General features: G+C 72.9%; 15 protein-coding genes and 2 pseudogenes. 8 read left to right on the top strand and 9 right to left on the bottom strand.

Going from position 1 to position 17,480, the window contains the following annotated elements; all coding sequences use genetic code 11:
* Positions 1-4: 4 nt before the first annotated feature.
* The 3 genes from ACWCXH_RS12430 to ACWCXH_RS12420 form a co-directional block, all read right to left on the bottom strand.
* Positions 5-1,114 carry a sugar ABC transporter substrate-binding protein gene (locus ACWCXH_RS12430; RefSeq protein ID WP_449801363.1) on the bottom strand — a complete coding sequence of 370 codons (1,110 nt, stop codon included), beginning with the start codon at positions 1,112-1,114 and terminating at the stop codon, positions 5-7.
* Between the two features lie 91 nt (positions 1,115-1,205).
* Positions 1,206-2,576, bottom strand: a complete 1,371-nt coding sequence (locus ACWCXH_RS12425) for an ATP-binding protein (RefSeq protein WP_449801362.1) — start codon at positions 2,574-2,576, stop codon at positions 1,206-1,208.
* A gap of 1 nt (position 2,577) precedes the next feature.
* Complete coding sequence (locus ACWCXH_RS12420; protein WP_449801361.1) at positions 2,578-3,255, bottom strand: response regulator transcription factor; 678 nt, start codon at positions 3,253-3,255, stop codon at positions 2,578-2,580.
* Between the two features lie 136 nt (positions 3,256-3,391).
* On the opposite strand from ACWCXH_RS12420, the gene ACWCXH_RS12415 reads away from it, so the two are divergent.
* Together ACWCXH_RS12415 and ACWCXH_RS12410 are read left to right on the top strand one after the other, a co-directional pair.
* Positions 3,392-4,093 carry a hypothetical protein gene (locus ACWCXH_RS12415; RefSeq protein WP_449801360.1) on the top strand — a complete coding sequence of 234 codons (702 nt, stop codon included), beginning with the start codon at positions 3,392-3,394 and terminating at the stop codon, positions 4,091-4,093.
* A 1-nt stretch (position 4,094) separates the two neighbouring features.
* The gene (locus tag ACWCXH_RS12410; RefSeq protein ID WP_449801359.1) at positions 4,095-4,940 is read left to right on the top strand and encodes a COG4705 family protein; all 846 of its coding nucleotides are present in this window, start codon (positions 4,095-4,097) and stop codon (positions 4,938-4,940) included.
* A 114-nt stretch (positions 4,941-5,054) separates the two neighbouring features.
* Here ACWCXH_RS12410 and paaK read toward each other — a convergent pair whose 3' ends face one another.
* Positions 5,055-6,413 carry a phenylacetate--CoA ligase PaaK gene (gene paaK, locus ACWCXH_RS12405; RefSeq protein WP_449801358.1) on the bottom strand — a complete coding sequence of 453 codons (1,359 nt, stop codon included), beginning with the start codon at positions 6,411-6,413 and terminating at the stop codon, positions 5,055-5,057.
* A gap of 234 nt (positions 6,414-6,647) precedes the next feature.
* On the opposite strand from paaK, the gene ACWCXH_RS12400 reads away from it, so the two are divergent.
* Both ACWCXH_RS12400 and ACWCXH_RS12395 read left to right on the top strand, forming a co-directional pair.
* Positions 6,648-8,189: a hypothetical protein gene (locus tag ACWCXH_RS12400; protein WP_449801357.1), complete on the top strand. Its 1,542-nt coding sequence runs from the start codon at positions 6,648-6,650 to the stop codon at positions 8,187-8,189.
* Between the two features lie 247 nt (positions 8,190-8,436).
* Complete coding sequence (locus ACWCXH_RS12395; RefSeq protein ID WP_449801356.1) at positions 8,437-9,600, top strand: ROK family protein; 1,164 nt, start codon at positions 8,437-8,439, stop codon at positions 9,598-9,600.
* Between the two features lie 87 nt (positions 9,601-9,687).
* On the opposite strand, the gene ACWCXH_RS12390 is transcribed toward ACWCXH_RS12395, so the two are convergent.
* Positions 9,688-10,461 carry a GntR family transcriptional regulator gene (locus tag ACWCXH_RS12390; protein ID WP_449801355.1) on the bottom strand — a complete coding sequence of 258 codons (774 nt, stop codon included), beginning with the start codon at positions 10,459-10,461 and terminating at the stop codon, positions 9,688-9,690.
* 291 nt (positions 10,462-10,752) lie between these two features.
* Here ACWCXH_RS12390 and ACWCXH_RS12385 point away from each other — a divergent pair, with 291 nt between their 5' ends.
* Positions 10,753-11,562 carry an exodeoxyribonuclease III gene (locus tag ACWCXH_RS12385; RefSeq protein ID WP_449801354.1) on the top strand — a complete coding sequence of 270 codons (810 nt, stop codon included), beginning with the start codon at positions 10,753-10,755 and terminating at the stop codon, positions 11,560-11,562.
* Between the two features lie 289 nt (positions 11,563-11,851).
* On the opposite strand, the gene ACWCXH_RS12380 is transcribed toward ACWCXH_RS12385, so the two are convergent.
* A complete protein-coding gene (locus ACWCXH_RS12380; protein ID WP_449801353.1) occupies positions 11,852-12,424 on the bottom strand; it encodes an alpha/beta fold hydrolase in 573 nt (190 codons plus the stop codon).
* Between the two features lie 579 nt (positions 12,425-13,003).
* Positions 13,004-13,285: pseudogene (locus ACWCXH_RS12375) on the bottom strand (helix-turn-helix domain-containing protein); the annotation flags it as partial.
* Between ACWCXH_RS12375 and ACWCXH_RS12370 the strand changes: the two are divergent.
* Complete coding sequence (locus tag ACWCXH_RS12370) at positions 13,266-13,913, top strand: alpha/beta fold hydrolase (protein ID WP_449801352.1); 648 nt, start codon at positions 13,266-13,268, stop codon at positions 13,911-13,913. The pseudogene ACWCXH_RS12375 and the gene ACWCXH_RS12370 sit on opposite strands and share 20 nt — an antisense overlap.
* A 250-nt stretch (positions 13,914-14,163) precedes the next feature.
* Here the strand turns inward: ACWCXH_RS12370 and ACWCXH_RS12365 are convergent, their stop codons facing one another.
* A complete protein-coding gene (locus tag ACWCXH_RS12365) occupies positions 14,164-14,442 on the bottom strand; it encodes a hypothetical protein (protein WP_449801351.1) in 279 nt (92 codons plus the stop codon).
* Positions 14,443-14,584: 142 nt separating this feature from the next.
* Here ACWCXH_RS12365 and ACWCXH_RS12360 point away from each other — a divergent pair.
* A pseudogene (locus ACWCXH_RS12360) lies at positions 14,585-15,502 on the top strand (glutaminase).
* 405 nt (positions 15,503-15,907) lie between these two features.
* On the top strand, positions 15,908-16,888 hold the full coding sequence (locus tag ACWCXH_RS12355; protein ID WP_449801350.1) for an alpha/beta fold hydrolase: 981 nt from the start codon (positions 15,908-15,910) through the stop codon (positions 16,886-16,888).
* Positions 16,889-17,028: 140 nt separating this feature from the next.
* Here the strand turns inward: ACWCXH_RS12355 and ACWCXH_RS12350 are convergent.
* Positions 17,029-17,480 (bottom strand): hypothetical protein (locus tag ACWCXH_RS12350; protein ID WP_449801349.1); only part of this gene is annotated, 452 nt, incomplete at its 5' end.

The raw sequence follows: 17,480 nt of genomic DNA, 5'->3' as shown, positions 1-17,480 counted from the left end.
GCCGCTACGCGAGGCCGGCGGACTTGCAGGCGGCGGCGTAGTCCGGCGTGCAGATCTGGGCGACGGTGTAGAGGCCGTCCTGGACCACGGTGGTCTTGATGTTGTCCTTGTTGACGACGATCGGCGTGATCAGGTTGGCCGGCACCTTGTTGCCGCTGCCGTTGGTGACGGTGGTCGGCGCGAGGGTGGAGTCCAGCGGCTTGCCGGAGGCGAGGGCGACGGCCATCTGGCCGGCGGCGTCGGCCTCCGGCTTGAACGGCTTGTAGATCGTCATGGTCTGGGTGCCGGCCAGGATCCGCTGGATGGCGTCGAGTTGGGCGTCCTGGCCGGTCAGCGGGACGCTCAGGCCGGCCGCCTTGAGCGCGGTCGCGATGCCGGCGGCCATGCCGTCGTTGGCGGAGTAGACGCCGACGACGTTGTTCGCGCCGATCGCGGTGATCCCGGCGGCCGCCTCCTGGTTGGCGGTGTTCGGGTCCCACTGGGGCGTGTCGTACTCCTTGCCGATCTTCAGCTTGCCGTCGATCGCGCTGTGCGCGCCGGCCTTGAAGTCGGCCGCGTTGGGGTCGGTGGGCGATCCGTTGATCATGATGATCGAGCCGGCGTTCGCCCTGTTCCCCACCGCCGCGACCAGGGCCTGCCCCTGCAGCTCGCCGACCTTGTGGTTGTCGAACGACACGTACGCGTCGACGGGCCCCTGCGCGAGGCGGTCGTAGGCGAGCACCTTGACGCCGGCGTCGTGGGCCTTCTGGACGGAGGACTGGATCGACTTGGCGTCCACCGCGTCCAGGATCAGCACCTTGGCGCCCTTGGTGAGGGCGGTGTCCACCTGGGTCTGCTGGAGGGTCGCGTCCTGGTTGGCGTTGTAGTAGTCGACCTGGGCCTGGGGCGCCAGCTCCTTGATCTTCTTCTCCAGCAGCGGGCGGTCGAACTGCTCGTAGCGGGTGGTCTTGCTCTCCGGCAGCAGCAGGCCGATCCTCACGGCTCCGCTCGCACCGGCGCCGCCCGGCGAACCGCCGCCGGACGACGCCTGTTTGGCGCTGCCGCAGGACGCCGCGCCGAGGCCGAGGAATACCACTGCGGTCACCGCGAGGACGCGGCGAAGCCCGATGCTCATGGGGATGCCTCTCCAATCGAGTCCACCCCCTGTCCTCCGAGTCTGGGAAAGACGGGCCGCCGCCACGACCCCAGGTGCGCCGAACGGGTACCTACGGTCCGTCCGACAGCGGCAGCTCCGCCGTCAGACGCGCGCCCGTCCCGCTCGGGGCGACCGCCAGCGTGCCACCGTGGTGGCGGGCGATGTCGCGCGCGATCGGCAGGCCGAGCCCACTGCCGCCCTCGTCGCGGCTGCGGGCGTCGTCGAGGCGGGTGAAGCGCTCGAAGACCCGCTCCCGGTCGGCGGCCGGGATGCCCGGGCCGTCGTCCTCGACGTCCAGGACGGCCACGCCCCGCGCGTGGTCCGCGCTCAGCCGCACGTGGACGACGGCGCCCGCGTGCCGCTCGGCGTTGTCGAGCAGGTTGGTGAGCAGCCGCCCGAGCCAGAGCGGGATGCCGTCGACGGCGACGCCCGGGGCGAGGTCGGTGGTGCGCCGGAGCGGTCCTGCCGGGCGGCCGAGCACGGTGTCGGCGACCAGCGCGGTGAGGTCGACCCGCTGCCGGGGCCGGTCGTCGGCGCCGCCCGCGTCGAGGCGGGCGAGTAGCAGCAGGTCGGTGGCGAGGCTCTGCAGCCGGTCGGTGTCCTGGAGCGCGCCGTGCACCAGCTCGGCCCGCACCGCCGGGTCGGGGTGGGTGTCGGCCACCTCCAGCTGGGTGCGCAGCACCGCGAGCGGGCTGCGGAGTTCGTGCGAGGCGTCGGCGATGAACTGGCGCTGGCGCCGTCCGGAGGCCTCCAGCCGGTCGAGCATCGCGTTCATGGTGGCGGCGAGCCGGGCGATCTCGTCGGCGGTACCGGGCTCGGGCACCCGGCGGTGCAGGTCCTGCCCGGTGATGGCGTCGACCTCGGCGCGGATCGCCTCGACCGGGCGCAGCGCGTTCCCGGTGACCTTCCAGGTGACGACGACGCCGGTGAGCAGCAGCAGCGGGCAGGCGACGGCGAGGCCGGCCTGGGTGATGTCGAGGGCCTCGTCGGCGGCGCGCAGCGACGCGCCCGCGTAGACGGTGACGGGCCCGCCGGGGGTGTCGGCGGTGACGGCGGTGACGCGCTGGCGGTGGTGGTCGAGGAGCGGGTCGACGTCGTCGGTGGTGTGCGAGCCGGTTCGCCTGGCAGGGGTGATCGCGGGGCGCCCGGCCAGGTTGGGGCTGGCGGCGAGGACGGTGCCGCGGGCGTCGACGACCTGGAGGAAGTCGGTGCCGTGGCCGGTGTGCAGGACGGGGGTGAGCCGTCCCTGGGCGGCGAGTTGGGCGACGGTCTCGGCCTGCTGGCGGGTGGCCGAGGCGGCGGAGGCGACGAGGTCGGCGTGCAGGACGGCGAGCAGTCCGGCGCTGGCGAGGGCGAGCGCCGCGCCGAGCACCGTGCCGGCGGCGGCGGTGGCCCGGGCCCGGACGGTACGGGGGACGAACCGCCGGATCCGGCGCGGCACTTCAGCCGCCGTCCGGGTCGAGGCGGTAGCCGGCGCCGCGCATGGTCTGCAGGGCGGCGCGGCCGAAGGGGGCGTCGATCTTGCGGCGCAGCGCGTGGATGTGGACCTCGACGACGCTGGGGTCGGCGTGGTGGTCGGCGTCCCAGACGTGGTCGAGGATCTCGCGCTTGGAGACGACCGTCCCGGCGCGGGCGGCGAGGTGCTCCAGGATGGCGAACTCGCGCGCGGTGAGGTGGGTGGGGGTGCCGGCCCGGGTGCAGGTGCGGGCGTTGGCGTCGAGGACGAGGTCGCCGAGGGTGTGCAGGCGGGGCCGCTGCTGGTCGATGCGCCGGTGCAGGGCGCGGAGGCGGGCGAGCAGCACGACGAAGGAGAACGGCTTGGACAGGTAGTCGTCGGCGCCGGTGTCGAGGGCCTCGGCCTCGTCCCACTCGCCGTCCTTGGCGGTGAGCATGAGGATCCCGGCGCGGCAGCCGTTCGCGCGCAGCCGGGCGCAGACCCGGTAGCCGTTGAGGCCGGGCAGCATGATGTCGAGGACGATGACGTCGTAGGGGTGGCGGTCGGCGAGGGCGAGGCCTTCGGGCCCGTTGTGGGCGGTGTCGACGGTGTGGCCGTCCGCCTCCAGGCCGCGGCGCAGCGCGGTGGCCATCCGCTGTTCGTCCTCGACGACGAGTATGTGCATCCGTTCAGGGTGCCAGGTGGCTCCTGGCGATCTTCACCGACCTTAAGCGGGGGTTCAGGAACGGTCCGCCATGATCGCCGGGCGCGGCCCGGGCGGTTCCGGGCGCGCGGAGCTGCCGAAGCAAGGAGAACGACCGATGACCGACTCCCCGTCGTCCACCACGCCGCGCCCGGAGGACCCGGACTTCGGCCCCGAATTCGGAGCCGAGCTCGGAGCCGAGGGAGTTCCGCAGCCGTCGGCGAAGCGGCGCCGGGCGGCGGCGCGGGTGCGCGCCTGGGCGGCCGGGCGGGAGCGCCGGATCATGGCCGGGGTGGCCGCGGTCGCGCTGGTCGGCGCGGGCGGGCTGGCGCTGGCGGCCACGCACGGCGAGCACGGCCGGGGCCACCACCAGGCAATGAACTGGGCCGAGGACAGCCAGGACGGCCAGGACGGCCAGGACGGCCAGGGCGAGCACGGCGGCCGGGGCGGCGAGCACGGCGGCTTCCAGGGTGAGCACGGTGGCGAGGCCCGGAAGGGCGGGCACGGCGGCCAGGGCCACCACCACGGCGGCCGGCAGGGCGACGGCGAGCAGGGTGGCGGGCACGGCCGGGACGGGAACGCCGACGGCGCCGCCCCGGCCCCGCTCCCGTCGGTCGCCGCCTCGGCCGCGCTGGAGAAGGCGCAGGGCGCGGTCCCCGGCGGCCGGGCCGAGTCGCTGGAGCGGGTCACCGCGCAGGGCGGCACCGCCGCCTGGTCCGTCGTGGTCGTGGGCCCGGACGGCGTCCGGCACCAGGTGACGGTGGACGGCGCGAGCGGCGAGCTGACCGGCAACACCGTCGTCGACGGCTCGGGCCGCTGACGTGGCCCGGAACTCGACGCTCCAGCAGTCGACGCCCGAGCGATCGGCACCGACGAGGCCGGACACCCGGGCCGGGGAGGCCACCGGGGCGAACAAGGTCCCGTCCGTGGACGCCTGGTTCTGGCTGGTGAAGATCCTCACCACCGGCATGGGCGAGACGCTCTCCGACTACCTGGCCAAGACCGTCGGCCCGGTGCCCGCGGTGGCCGGCGCCGGCCTGCTGTTCACGGTCGCGATCGCCGTCCAGCTGCGGCTGCGCCGCTGTGTGCCCGGCGTGTACTGGGCGGTCGTGGTGCTGGTGAGCGTGTTCGGCACGATGGTCGCCGACGTGGCGCACGTCGCGCTGGGCGTGCCGTACGCGGTGTCGGCGGGCTCGCTGGCGGTGGCGCTGGCCGCGCTGTTCGTGCTCTGGCACCGGGTGGAGGGCTCGCTGGCGATCGACCGGGTGACCGGGCTTCGGCGGGAGCTGTTCTACTGGGCGGCCGTGCTGCTGACCTTCGCCCTGGGCACCGCCGTGGGCGACCTGTCGGCGGCCACCCTGGACCTCGGCTACCTGGTCGCCGGCCTGGCCTTCGCCGCGCTGATCGCCGTCCCGGCGGTCGCGGCGCGTGTCGGCTGGGTGGGCCCGGTGGCGGGCTTCTGGTGGGCGTACGTGCTCACCCGCCCGCTGGGTGCCTCGTTCGCGGACTGGGCGGGTGTCGGCTCGGACCGGGGCGGTCTGGGCCTGGGCACCGGCCCGGTGAGCCTGGCGCTGGCCGTCGTCATGCTGCTGGCCCTCGCCCTGTCCGCGCGGGCGGCGCGGGCGGACCGCACGCGCCGGGGCCGGGCTGGACGCCCCGGCAACTAGCGTCTACATTGCTGTAGACGCCGCGGAGGCGTACGGCACACCCCCCGGACTGCCGTCCGCCTCCGCCGCGTCATGCCCGCCCGCCGCGCGCCTCGACCGCGCCCGCCGCGCGCTTCACCCACGCTCGTCGACCACCCGCCTGATCTTCCCGACCGAGCGCTCCAGCGTGTACGGCTCGACCACCTCGGCCGTGACCGTCACGCCCACCCCGTCCTTCACCGCCCGGACGATCGCCGCCTCCGCCGCCACGCGCAGCCCGGCCGGCGCATCCGGGCGCGCCTCGACGCGCACCGCCATCGCGTCCATCCGCCCCTGCCGGCTCAGCCGCAGCTGGAAGTGCGGCGCGACGCCCGGGGTGCGCAGCAGGATCTCCTCGATCTGGGCCGGGAAGACGTTCACCCCGCGCAGGATGATCATGTCATCGCTGCGCCCGGTGACCTTCTCCATCCGCCGGAACGCCGGGCGCGCGGTGCCCGGCAGCAGCCGGCTGAGGTCGCGCGTGCGGTACCGGATCACCGGTAGCGCCTCCTTGGTGAGCGAGGTGAAGACCAGCTCGCCGCCCGCGCCCTCCGGCAGCACCGCGTCGGCCCCCGGCTGATCGGCCAGCGGGTCCACGACCTCCGGGTAGAAGTGGTCCTCCCAGACGTGCAGGCCGTCCTTGGTCTCCACGCACTCCTGCGCGATGCCGGGCCCGACCACCTCCGACAGGCCGTAGATGTCGACGGCGTGCAGGTCGAGCCGCTCCTCGATCTCGCACCGCATCTCCTCCGTCCACGGCTCCGCACCGAAGATCCCGATCCGCAGCGAGGTGCCGCGCGGGTCGATCCCCTGCTTCTCGAACTCGTCCAGCAGCGTGAGCATGTAGGACGGGGTGACCATGATGATCTCGGGCCGGAAGTCCTGGATGATCCGCACCTGCCGCGCCGTCATGCCGCCGGACGCCGGGATCACCGTGCAGCCGGCCCGCTCGGCTCCGTAGTGCGCGCCGAGCCCGCCGGTGAACAGCCCGTAGCCGTACGCGATGTGCACCTTGTGCCCGGCCCGGCCGCCGGCGGCGCGGATCGAGCGGGCGACGACGTCGGCCCACATCGACAGGTCGTTCTCGGTGTAGCCGACCACGGTCGGGCGTCCGGTGGTGCCGCTGGAGGCGTGGATCCGGCGGACCCGCCCCATCGGGACGGCGAACAGGCCGAACGGGTAGCCCTCGCGCAGGTCCGCCTTGGTGGTGAACGGGAAGCGGGCGAGGTCCGCCAGGCTGCGGCAGTCCTCGGGCCCGACCCCGGCGGCGTCGAACTTGCGGCGGTACAGCTCCACGTTGTCGTACGCGTGCCGCAGGGTGGCCCGGAGGCGGACCAGCTGGTGGGCGCGCAGCTCGTCGACGGTCATGCGCTCGCCGGCGTCCAGCAGTCCGGGCGGGATCGGCTCGCCGAGGCGCTTCGGCGTGTCGGGCGTATCGGGCGCACTGCTGGTCATCGTCGCTCCTCGGCAGGTCGGCCGGACCTCGGGGAAGCCCTACCGATCGTTCGGTACGGGTGACTCCGGGGTCAGTAACCCAGGCCCCACGCCCAGGTGTCAAGGCATCGGCGCCCCCACTTCTTGACTGCCTGATATGAAAATCATTACGAATTTTTACCCGGATGCGGCTTCGGTCGGCTCCCCCGCATGGTTCAGTAGTCCGGCTTACCCTGCCCACCCGGAGTGATCACCTTGCCCACGACTCCCGCCCTGGTCAGCGCGCTGCGCGAACTCGGCGACCGGCCCGCCGTCGTCGCCGGCGGCCGCTCGATCAGCGGCATCGGCATGCTGCTCGGCGTCTCCGCGCCCGGCGGGCTGCCCGGAGCCGTCGCCGCGGAGGTCGCCGCACACGCCGCGCTGTCCGCGGGCACCGCACGCGCCGCCGAGCAGCGGCTGCGGCACTGGGCGGGCGTCCTCGGCCCGAGGCCGATCAGACACACCCTGCTCCACCCGGCCACCGGCCTCGCCGTCGAACTCGCCCTCGCCACCCTCCTGGCCGGCGGCACCGTCCACTGCGGCGACCCCGACCAGCGCCCCGAGGAGCAGCTCGCCGCCCTCGCCGCCACCGGCACCACCCACCTCACGCTGCCCTCCGACCTGCTCTGGCGCCTCATCCGGGTACCCGGCCTCGCCGCGTACGACCTCTCCGCGCTGCGCCTCGTCCTGCACGTCGGCCCCGAGCCCCGGCAGGACGACGTCTACGCCGCCGTCGACGCGCTCGGCGCCGTCGTCGCCCACCTGCGCGAGCCGCACAGCGACGCCGAGGCCGCCGAGCACCGGCTGCGCGCCGCGGTCGAGACCGCCGCGAGCGCCGCCTGGAAGCACGCGATCGGCATCACCGCCGAGCAGATCCGCGACTTCGGCCGGCACCTCGACCACGCCGTCCTCGTCTCGCTCCTGCTGGCCCTCCAGCAGTACGGCGTCCTCACCGACCCCGCCACCGGGCACACCGAGGCCGAGATCCTCGACACCGTCGTCGTCACCCCCGCCTACCGCCCCCAGGTGCTGCGCTGGCTCGACACCCTCGCCCGGCACGGCCTGATCACCCGCCACGGCGACCACTACCGGGGCGCGCCGCCGCTCGCCGCCGCCGAGGTCCGCGAGACCTGGCGCCCCGCCGCCGACGCCTGGGCCGACGGGCTCGGCCCGGCCGCCGCCCTCGACCGGGTCCGGCGCGCCGCCGTCCGTCTCCCCCGCCGGATCACCGGCCAGGAGCCGTCCCGTCCGGCCGTCCCCCCGGTCCGCTGGGCCGCCACCCGCGGCTACCTCGGCGCGGCGCTCGGCTCGCTCGTCCGCGGCATGGCCGAGACCCATGACGGGCCCGCGCCGCTGCGGGTCCTGGAGCTCAGCGACGGCGACGGCACCGACACCGCGATCGCCCGCGCCCTGTCCGCCCGTCCCCGCCAGGTCGTCGAGCACCACCCGCTGCCCGACGGCGGCCGGTTCGACGTCGTCGTCGCCACCGGGGCCGGCGCCCCGGACACCACCGCCGCCGAACTGGTCCGCCTGCTGGCACCGGGCGGGCGGCTGCTGCTCGTCGCCGCGACGGAGGAGCACCTCGACATGCTCGTCACCGCCGAGCCCGACACCCTCCCGGCCGCGGCGTCCGCCCCCGCCGAGCACTGGCGCGCGGCGCTGACGGCGGCGGGCTGCGCGACCGTCCTCGCCCTGCCCGAGGACGGGCACCCGATGGGCCTGCTCGGCCAGCACCTGTTCGTCGCCCGCGTGCCCTGAGCCGCCCTTACGACCAAGGGCATGCCCCAGTCCTCCCCGCACGCCGACCCCGCTTCGTGCCCGCGCGGTGAAGCCCTGATCACGCACCGCCACCCGGTGCGTACCATTTCGATACCGACGCCGGGATGAGCTGCGAAGATTCTCGCCCGGCCGCCCCGCACACGGGTAGCATCCGGCACGGGCTCGTCTCCGAACTCACTCGACACCGCGCGCCAGGGCAGTCGCGCGAACGGCGAAGGGCATCGTGTTGGCGGATCGGCTCACCGGCGGGGACTCCTCACTGCTGCGGCGGATCAACGCGGCGGTCACGCTCCGGGCCCTGCGGGCCGGCCACGCCGTGACCCTCACTCAGCTCGTCGGCGAGACCGGTCTCTCCCGGCCCACCGTCGAGGGCGTCATCGAGGGACTCGTCGGCACCGGGCTCGTCGCCGAGGTCGACCAGCCCAGGGAGGACGGCCGGTCGGGCACCGGACGCCGCGGCCGGCCCGCCCGCTGGTTCCGCTTCCGCGCCGAGGCCGGACACACCCTCGGCATCGAGATCGGCGTGCACGACATCCGCGTCATCCTCGCCGACCTCACCGGCGAGGTGGTGGGCAGTCACTTCAAGCCCGTCGACGAGACCCTGGAGGCCGAGGACCGGCTCACCGCCGTCCGCACCGCCGTCGCCGAGGCGCTGCGCAAGGCCGGCATCTCCCGCGACAACCTGTGGGCCGTCGGCGTCGGCACCCCCGGCATCGTCGACCGCGAGGGCACCATCCGGCTCGGCACCGCGATGCCCGGCTGGACCGGCCTCGACCTCGGCGTCCGGCTGCGCCGCTCGTTCCGCTGCCCCGTGCTGATCGAGAACGACGCCAACCTCGCCGCCATCGCCGAGCACTGGCAGGGCGCGGCGGTCGGCGCCGACGACGTCGTCTTCGTCATGGCCGGCCTCAGCCCCGGCGCCGGCTCGCTCATCAACGGCCGGCTGCACCGCGGTCACGGCGGCGCCGCCGGCGAGATCGGCGCGCTGCACCTGCTCGGCCAGGAGGTCACCCCCGAGCGGCTCCTGTCCACCACCGGAAAGCCCCTCGACCCGCTCGACGAGGCGGCCGTCGCCCGCGTCCTGCGGCTCGCGCGCGAGGGCGACGAGGTGGCCAAGGTCGCCATGGACCGCTTCCTCACCCGCCTCGTGCAGTCCGTGGCCGCCCTCGTCCTCGCCATCGACCCGCGCCTCGTCGTGGTCGGCGGGTGGGCCGCCGGGCTCGACGGCGTCCTGGAGCCGCTGCGCGAGCGGCTCGCCGAGTTCACGCTCCGCGCGCCCGAGGTGGCCCTGGCCGCGCTCGGGTCGGAGGTCGTCGCGATGGGCGCCCTGCGCGTCGCCCTCGACCACGTCGAGGACCAGCTCTTCGCCGTCGACCCGCCGAGGGCCTGAGGGGCCCCGATACTTCACGTACGTCAACGACCATGACCCGGGCGCCTGTTGGGGCGTCCCGGGTCATGGGGCTGGGTGCGATGCGGTTCAGGAGGCGGTGCGCACCTCGGAGGAGGCGGCGACCGGGGTGACCGCGACGAGGCCGGCCTCGCCGAAGGTGAGCTTGCAGGTGTCGGCGCGGTAGGTGGCGACGGCGAGCGCCACCAGGCGGCCGGCCGAGGCGTACTGGGTGGTCATCACCAGCACCGGCGAACCCGGCGGGCGCTCCAGCAGGACGGCCTCGTCGGCCTCGGCGACCCCCAGCTCGACCGAGCGGGACTCGCCGTCCACCTCCAGGCGCTCCAGCTGGCGCAGCACCGAGCGGGCCCGGTCGCTCTCGGCGCGGAAGCCGGGCAGGTGCGGGAGCGCGGAGGCGGGCACGTGCAGCGACTCGGTGGCCATCGCCCGGCCCTCGACCAGGCGGACCCGGCGGACAGTGTGCACGGTGGCGCCCTCGGCGATGCCCAGGTGCTTCGCGAGCTGCGCGGAGGCCGGGGCTGTGGTGCAGTCGACCGTACGCCAGGCCTGGCTGCGCCCGGCTCCGGGCCAGCCCTCCTCCTGCCGGTTGACCGGCATGCCGACGCGGGGGGCGGCGATCAGGGTGCCGATGCCACGGCGGCGGACCAGACGGCCCTCCAGCTCCAGCTGGTCGAGCGCCTGGCGCAGCGTCGCGCGGGCGACGCCGAAGCGGGCGGCGAGCTCGCGCTCGTTGGGCAGCACCTGGCCGGTGGAGAACTCCGAGTCGATGGCGCGGAGCAGCACCGTGCGCAGGTGCCAGTACTTCGGTTCCGGTACCGACGTGAGCTGCCCTGTCGTCCCCACCGTGTCCTCCACCCTGTCGAGTCCCGCCCTGCCGGAGAGGAGGGCGGGAAGGAGGGCGGATCGCGGGCCCACTGTCCGCTGTTGCGGCAGGTGGGAAAGTGGGCCTTTATCCGCCCTTCTTTATTAAAGGTCTTTGCAGTAAGCGACCCTAGGTGCATCGTCCGGAGATGGTCAAGACCAATGACACGGGTTGGCGCGACCGTCGCACGGGTTCATGTCGCGTTCACGTCATTCAACGACGGGCGCGCGTCACGGCACGGACCGTGCGCATCCACTCGGTAGGCTGCCCGGGTGATCGTGGTGACGAGTGTGAACGTGAACGGAATCCGGGCCGCCGCCAAGAAGGGCTTCATCGAGTGGCTCGCCGCCACCGAGGCGGACGTGATCTGCCTGCAGGAGGTGCGCTCCGAGCCCGGGCAACTGCCCGTCGAGCTGCGCGACCTGGACGGCTGGCACGCGGTCTGGGCCCCGTCCGCCACCAAGGGCCGGGCCGGCGTCGCCATCCTGTCCCGCGCCGAGCCGCAGCGGACGACGATCGGATTCGGGTCGGAGGAATTCGACAATTCGGGCCGGTACGTCGAAATCGACCTTCCCGGCCTGACCGTCGCCAGCCTCTACCTCCCCTCCGGCGAGGTCGGCACCGAGCGCCAGGACGAGAAGGAACGCTTCATGGCGGAATTCCTCGTCCACCTCACCGCCCTGCGCACCCGCGCCGCCGCCGACGGCCGCGAGGTCGTCGTCTGCGGCGACTGGAACATCGCACACCGCCCCGAGGACCTCAAGAACTGGAAGGCCAACCAGAAGTCCGCCGGCTTCCTCCCCGAGGAACGCGCCTGGCTCTCCCGCGTCTACGACGAGGCCGGCTACGTCGACGTCGTCCGCGCCCTCCACCCCGACCGCACCGGCCCCTACTCCTGGTGGTCCTACCGCGGCCGCGCCTTCGACAACGACTCCGGCTGGAGGATCGACCTTCTGACGGCCAGTCAGGGGCTCGCGGCCACCTGCATCGAGGCGTACGTCGAGCGCCCCGCCTCACACGCCGAACGCTGGTCCGACCACGCACCCGTCACCGCGGTCTTCGACTTCGGTCAACTCCTATAGCGCTGACGGACGATGAGATGCCCAGGCATGGCCGCCCCGGTCAACGCCCGCATGCTCAGGACGGAGTCGAGGCCGGCATCGGCTATCGCTGGGCTGCACCGTACAAGGGCAGCGCGCCGGACCATTCGAGGTGGAGCGGCCAGTCGGCGGGCCGGGAAACGCATCGTTTTGTCAAAAGGTCGGGATGGGGCGGCTGGCGTAGATCGCGGCCGGTCGGGGCAGCCGCCCACCGGACGCCGCATGCCTTCCACCCAGGCGCCCGGACACCCAGGGCGAGCCCCTGCCGGGATCACCCACAGATCGCCCCGGAGGATCCGGACTGAGACCCGCTCCGATTGCTCTCAGCTCCCATCCGCAGGAGTTCGAGCTGTACTACGACTACTCGGGGTGCCTCTGACCTGCGGAAACGTAGTGTGGCCAGCCAGTCGGTGACCGTTTCGTGGTGCGTCCTCATAGACCGCCGCGAGCACTTGTCCGGGGGCTCGAAGGCGGAGAGCCATGCGGCGATTGTCCCGCCGGACGACAGCCCGCTGACGATGACCGGGCGGGTGATGACGCGGTCGATGAACCGGACGAGGTCGCCGCTGATGATGTCGAGGCTGTAGCGGCCGGGGGTCCAGGTCGAACGGCCCTGGCCGCGCAGGTCGACCGCGTAGACCTGGTACCGGTCGGCGAGAAGCCGCATCGCCTTCTCGTAGCCCCACCACGACTCGGTCTGCGCGGGGATGAGCAGCAGCGCGGGGTTGGAATCGTCGTCGGCTACCGCGTAGTTCATGCGGATTTCGCCGAGGTCGACGGTCTGCTCGGGGAAGGCGTGCGGGACGAAGATGTCGGCGTGGTGGGAGGCTTCCAGGTAGCTCATCCGCCGACTCCCGTCAGCGCGGCGGTAGTCCGCCACAAGGCGCCGGCCGCGGTTTCCGCCCATCCGCACCGGACCACGGCCCCGCATCGCAGAACTCTCACAGGCGAACATTTGTGAGACACCGGCTGCACCCCGCGCACCTCCCGATGCGTCAGCGCGCCAGCAGCGCGGCGTCGTTGAGGCGTTGCTGATTCGATCCGTCGCTTTCAGCGGCGGGGTAGTACACCCAGGAGAGTTGCGGTCAAGGCCTGCTTCAAGTTCCGGGCGCGCCTCGACGCGCACCGCCCCGCCGAGAAGCGGTCGTACCGGCACGGCAACCGCTCCTGCCATCCGCGCCTGACCACATGCCAGCTCGTTCATCGACGTACGAAAGTCACGGTCCTGCCGGTAGCCCGGATGGCGGTCAGTCGTACGGTGTCCGATGACGCACGTCCAGTGCGTCCTCTCGGTGCTCATCGTTGACGACGCCCCGGGGCAGGGATCAGCGCCGCGGTCTACGAGAACTCTCGTTCGGGAGTCAGCCGAGTTCGCCTCGGACGATGACCACGGCGCGGTCGGTGCGTGTCCCGGTGCTCGTGCTCAGGCCTGGAGGTAGGCGAGGACGGCGAGGACTCGGCGGTTGTCCTCCCCGGACTGCTCCAGGCCGAGTTTGAGGAAGATGCTGTTGCTGTGTTTGCTGACGGACTTCTCGGTGATGAACATCCGGGCGGCGATGGCCGCGTTGGAGCGCCCCTCGGACATCAGGGCCAGCACTTCGCGCTCACGTGGGGTCAGCGCCTGCAGGGGCGGGTCGGCCGAGCGGCGGCCGAGCAGTGCGGTCACCACCTCCGGGTCCATCACCGTGCCGCCGTCGGCGACCCTCGCCTTCCACGTGACGCCCGGCGGCAACCGCCTGCCCGTCATCCGCTCCGGCGAGGGGCAGAGCCCCTACGTCCCCGGGCCGTGGCGGGCTCCGAACGCCGCATCGGATCTCGCCGCGGGGCTGGCGCAGCTCGGCGTCACGAAGAACGTGGTCCTGGTGTCGCATTCGCTGGCCGGGGAGATCGCCACCTACTTCGTCAAGGCGCACCCCGACGCCGTGGCCGGAGCGGTCCTGGTGGACGCGAGCCTCCCACCGTTCTACACCACGGCGGAGACCGACAAGATCGTCGCCATGAACCAGCAGCAGATCGGCGCGCTCAAGGGCCAGCCACTCACCCCGGCGACCCGTCAACTCCTCGACGAGGCGGACGACTACGGGCCGGTCCACCTCGCCTACCACGGGATGAGCTGGCCCGCGGCCGTCCCCGCCACCGCGATCGTGTCCGCCACGACGCCCTTCCCCACCGCCGACGACGCACAACTGTGGCGCCAGGCCCAGCAGGAGTTCGTCAACGCCGCACCCAACCGGCACCTGGTCGTGGCCGACCACAGTTCACACGACATCCCCGTCGACCGTCCCGACGTCGTCATCACGGCCGTCGAGGACATGGTCAACCAGGTGCGGTGATCGCGTGTGGGCCCGACGGCGCTGCAAGGCATGGGGAGCAGGTCCTGGCCCGCCCTCGGGCGGCCGGCTCGCGCACCGAGTCGAGGCCGCACCAGCGCGTCTCCTCCTCGTAGAAGCACACGGGTCCACCCCGTGGTCCGGGGATCCTCATAACCGACGTGTGCGACGATCCCCGCGCGGGCCGCACAGCGACCGCGCGGGCCCCGGATGCGCCTCACGTCTCCTGGTCGCGGGGCGGCCACTGGTGCTGTCACAGCAGGGCCAGGGCGTGCAGCAGGTCGCTGGTGTGGGTGAGGGCGGTTCCGTGAAGGTCGTGGATCGTCCAGGTGCCGGTAGCCGGGCGGGCGGTGCCGAGGATGCGGGGGCGGGTGATGTCGGTGCTGTCGTGGAGGTGGACGGTGCCGTCGGACGCGGTTGCGGTATACGTCCGCCCCATGCACTTGATGACGGTGGTGCCGCAGGTGAGCTCGTCGATGCCCAGGATCCGGGCCGACGGGTCAGGGTGAGGCCGGGCGAGGCGGTGATCCATCTGCGCGACTTTCCGTGACGCCATGAACTCACACCGTTACTCTATCCGGTTGGCCGCACGAGGTCTTCCCCCCGCTCGGGCGGGAGGCGCATCCTTGATGCGCCACCGACGATGACGTGGTGTGGCGGAGCGGGGGGTGGCCGTGGACTACCGTGCCGTGCTCGAAGAGATCGCCGACTCGGCCCGGCCCGCCGCTGGGACGGGAAAGGTCGCCGACTACATCCCTGCCCTGGCCGGTGCGGACCCGACTGCCTTCGGCTTCGCCGTCGCCGACCTCGCCGAGCCCGCCCACCTGGACGGCGTCGGGCAGTGGCAGTCGCCGTTCTCGATCCAGTCCGTCTCCAAAGCCTTCACCCTCGCACTGGTCCTGGCAGTCGACGGCGACGCCCTGTGGACCTAGGTCGGCAAGGAGCCGTCCGGTTCTCCGTTCAACTCGCTGTCCCAGCTGGAGCGGGACCGGGGCCTGCCCCGGAACCCCTTCGTCAACGCCGGCGCCCTGGTGGTGACGGACCGGCTGCACACCCTGACGGGCGACGCCAGCGGCGCGCTCCTGGACTTCCTGCGCGCCGAGAGTGGCGACCAGGCCGTCGGCTTCGACCTGCACATCGCCGCTTCCGAACGCCGCCACGGGCACCGGAACGCCGCCCTGGCCCACCTGCTCGCAGACCACGGCCGCCTCGCCAACCGCGTCCCCACGGTGCTGCACCACTACCACCTGCAGTGCTCGATCACCATGACCTGCCAGAGCCTCGCCCTGGCCGCCCGGTTCCTGGCCCGCCATGGCGTGCGGGCCGACGGCAGCCGCCTGCTCACCCGCAGCGAGGCCAAGCGGATCAACGCCGTCATGCTCGTCGGCGGCACCTACGACGAGGCGGGCGAATTCGCCCACCGCGTCGGCCTGCCGGCCAAGAGCGGTGTCGGTGGCGGCATCCTCGCCGTCATCCCGGGCCGCTGCACGCTGTGCGCCTGGGGACCCGCCCTGAACGTGCACGGCAACTCCACCGCCGCTCTCGCGGCCCTCGACACTTTCACCACCCTCACCGGCTGGTCCATCTTCTGACGACCGCTCTGGAGGCCCAACCGCCTGAGGCCGCACAGTCACGGCGGGACGCTCGCGCAACGTGCGCCCCGTTGCATCCGCCCATCCGCCTGTCGTCTCTTCGGCCTGCCCGGCGGTCTCCCGCTCGGCCGTCCTCAGGGGAGCACCGCTGGAAAACCGTGCGGCCCAGGGCCATGACGGCCCTGGGCTCCTGCCCGAAGGCGTTCTCTCCGCGTTCGACGAGCATGTGCGAGCGCGTGTGGCATAGGTTGCGCCGCACGTCCGGGCTGCGGTTTGCCAAAGCAGCAACACAGTATCCCGGTCGCACGGCACATGACGCATGATCGACCCGAGGCCGTCACGCGGCCGTTCCGGCAAGGCCTGGGCCTTGCCGTCCCCTCGCAGAACCACAGATCCGGAGGATCCATGTCGTTCAGTGCCAAGGACTTCACGCACCGACTGGTGCCCTCCCCGGCCGGCCGGATCCATCTGGTCGAGCAGGGCGCGGGGCCCTTGGTGCTGCTCGTACACGGCTTCCCGGAGTCCTGGTACTCCTGGCGCCACCAGCTCCCGGCGCTGGCCGCCGCCGGGTACCGGGCGGCGGCCGTCGACGTGCGCGGCTACGGCCGCTCGTCCAGGCCCGACAGTGTGGCCGCGTACGGGATGCTGGAACTGGTGGCGGACCAGGCCGCGGTGGTGCACGCCCTGGGCGAGCGGTCCGCGGTGATCGTCGGCCACGACTGGGGCGCGACCATTGCCGCTAACTCGGCCCTGGTCCGGCCCGACGTCTTCCGGGCGGTGGGGCTGCTCAGCGTGCCGTACGCCCCGCGTGGCGGACCTCGGCCCAGCGAGATCTTCGCGCAGATGGGCCGGGACGAGGAGATCTACGTCTCCTACTTCCAGGAACCCGGCCGGGCCGAGGCCGAGGTCGAACCCGACGTGCGCGGGTGGCTCGCCGGGTTCTACGCGGCGTTCTCCGGCGACACCATGCCCGCGCCCGGCGCGCCCGACCCGCACTTCGTCAGTGCGGGCGGGACGCTCCGCGACCGGTTCCCGGCCGGCCGGCTGCCGGCCTGGCTCGGCGAGGACGACCTCGACGTCTTCGCGGGGGAGTTCGAGCGGACCGGCCTGAGCGGCGCGCTGAACCGCTACCGCAACATGGACCGGGACTGGGAGGAACTCGCCGATCTCGACGGCGTCCCGATCACCCAGCCGTCCCTGTTCGCCGGCGGCAGCATGGACGCCTCCACCGTGTGGCTGGCCGACGCGATCGAGGCGTTCCCCGCCACCCTGCCTGGCCTGGTCTCCTCGCACCTGCTCGACGGCTGCGGCCACTGGATCCAGCAGGAGCGCCCAGCGGAGATCAACCGGCTTCTGACCGGCTGGCTCGCCTCCCTGCCTGCGTGACGTCGCGCCCTCTCGCATGGACCCGGCGCGGCCTCATCGGCGACGACGTCGTAGTGGTCGACGTGCTCAGGAACCGCGCGCTGTCGTCGCCGTCCAGGAAGTCGCCGCCGCCGCATGCCGTTGCTCACCGGCCGGTGGCGTCAGGCGCGTTCCTGCTCGTTCGGCTCGTCGATGGCTGCGGCCCGGGCGCGACGGCGTCCCAACAAGGTGCATCCCACAGCCACCAGGCCGATGGCGATGACCCTGGCGGCCTGGTGGTAGCCAGCCGCCAGTTCCTCTGGGGTTCCGGGCAGCCGGAAAAAGACCCACGCCGCCGCGACTCCCCCGAAGACGATCAGTGCGACCGCACCCCATGTTCCGAGGTCCGCCCACCAGGGCCCCGGGACGTGATCCCGCTCGCCGGTCTGCTCAACGTCCTTGTCGGCCCCGTGAAGCAGCACGGACACAGGTCCTCCAGTGATCACAGAGCGTCGCGACTTGGGCTTGATTCGCTTTGACGGACACCCCTGATCAGGGGCTTCGGCCCCGGTAAGGATGATGTCCATCATGGAGAGCATGGGGAAGAAGAAGCCACGCCCTCGCCGCTCGTTCA

Source organism: Kitasatospora sp. NPDC001660 (assembly GCF_053596725.1).
The sequence above is the reverse complement of the archived record's forward strand: the minus strand, read 5'-3'. Positions and strand labels throughout refer to the sequence as shown.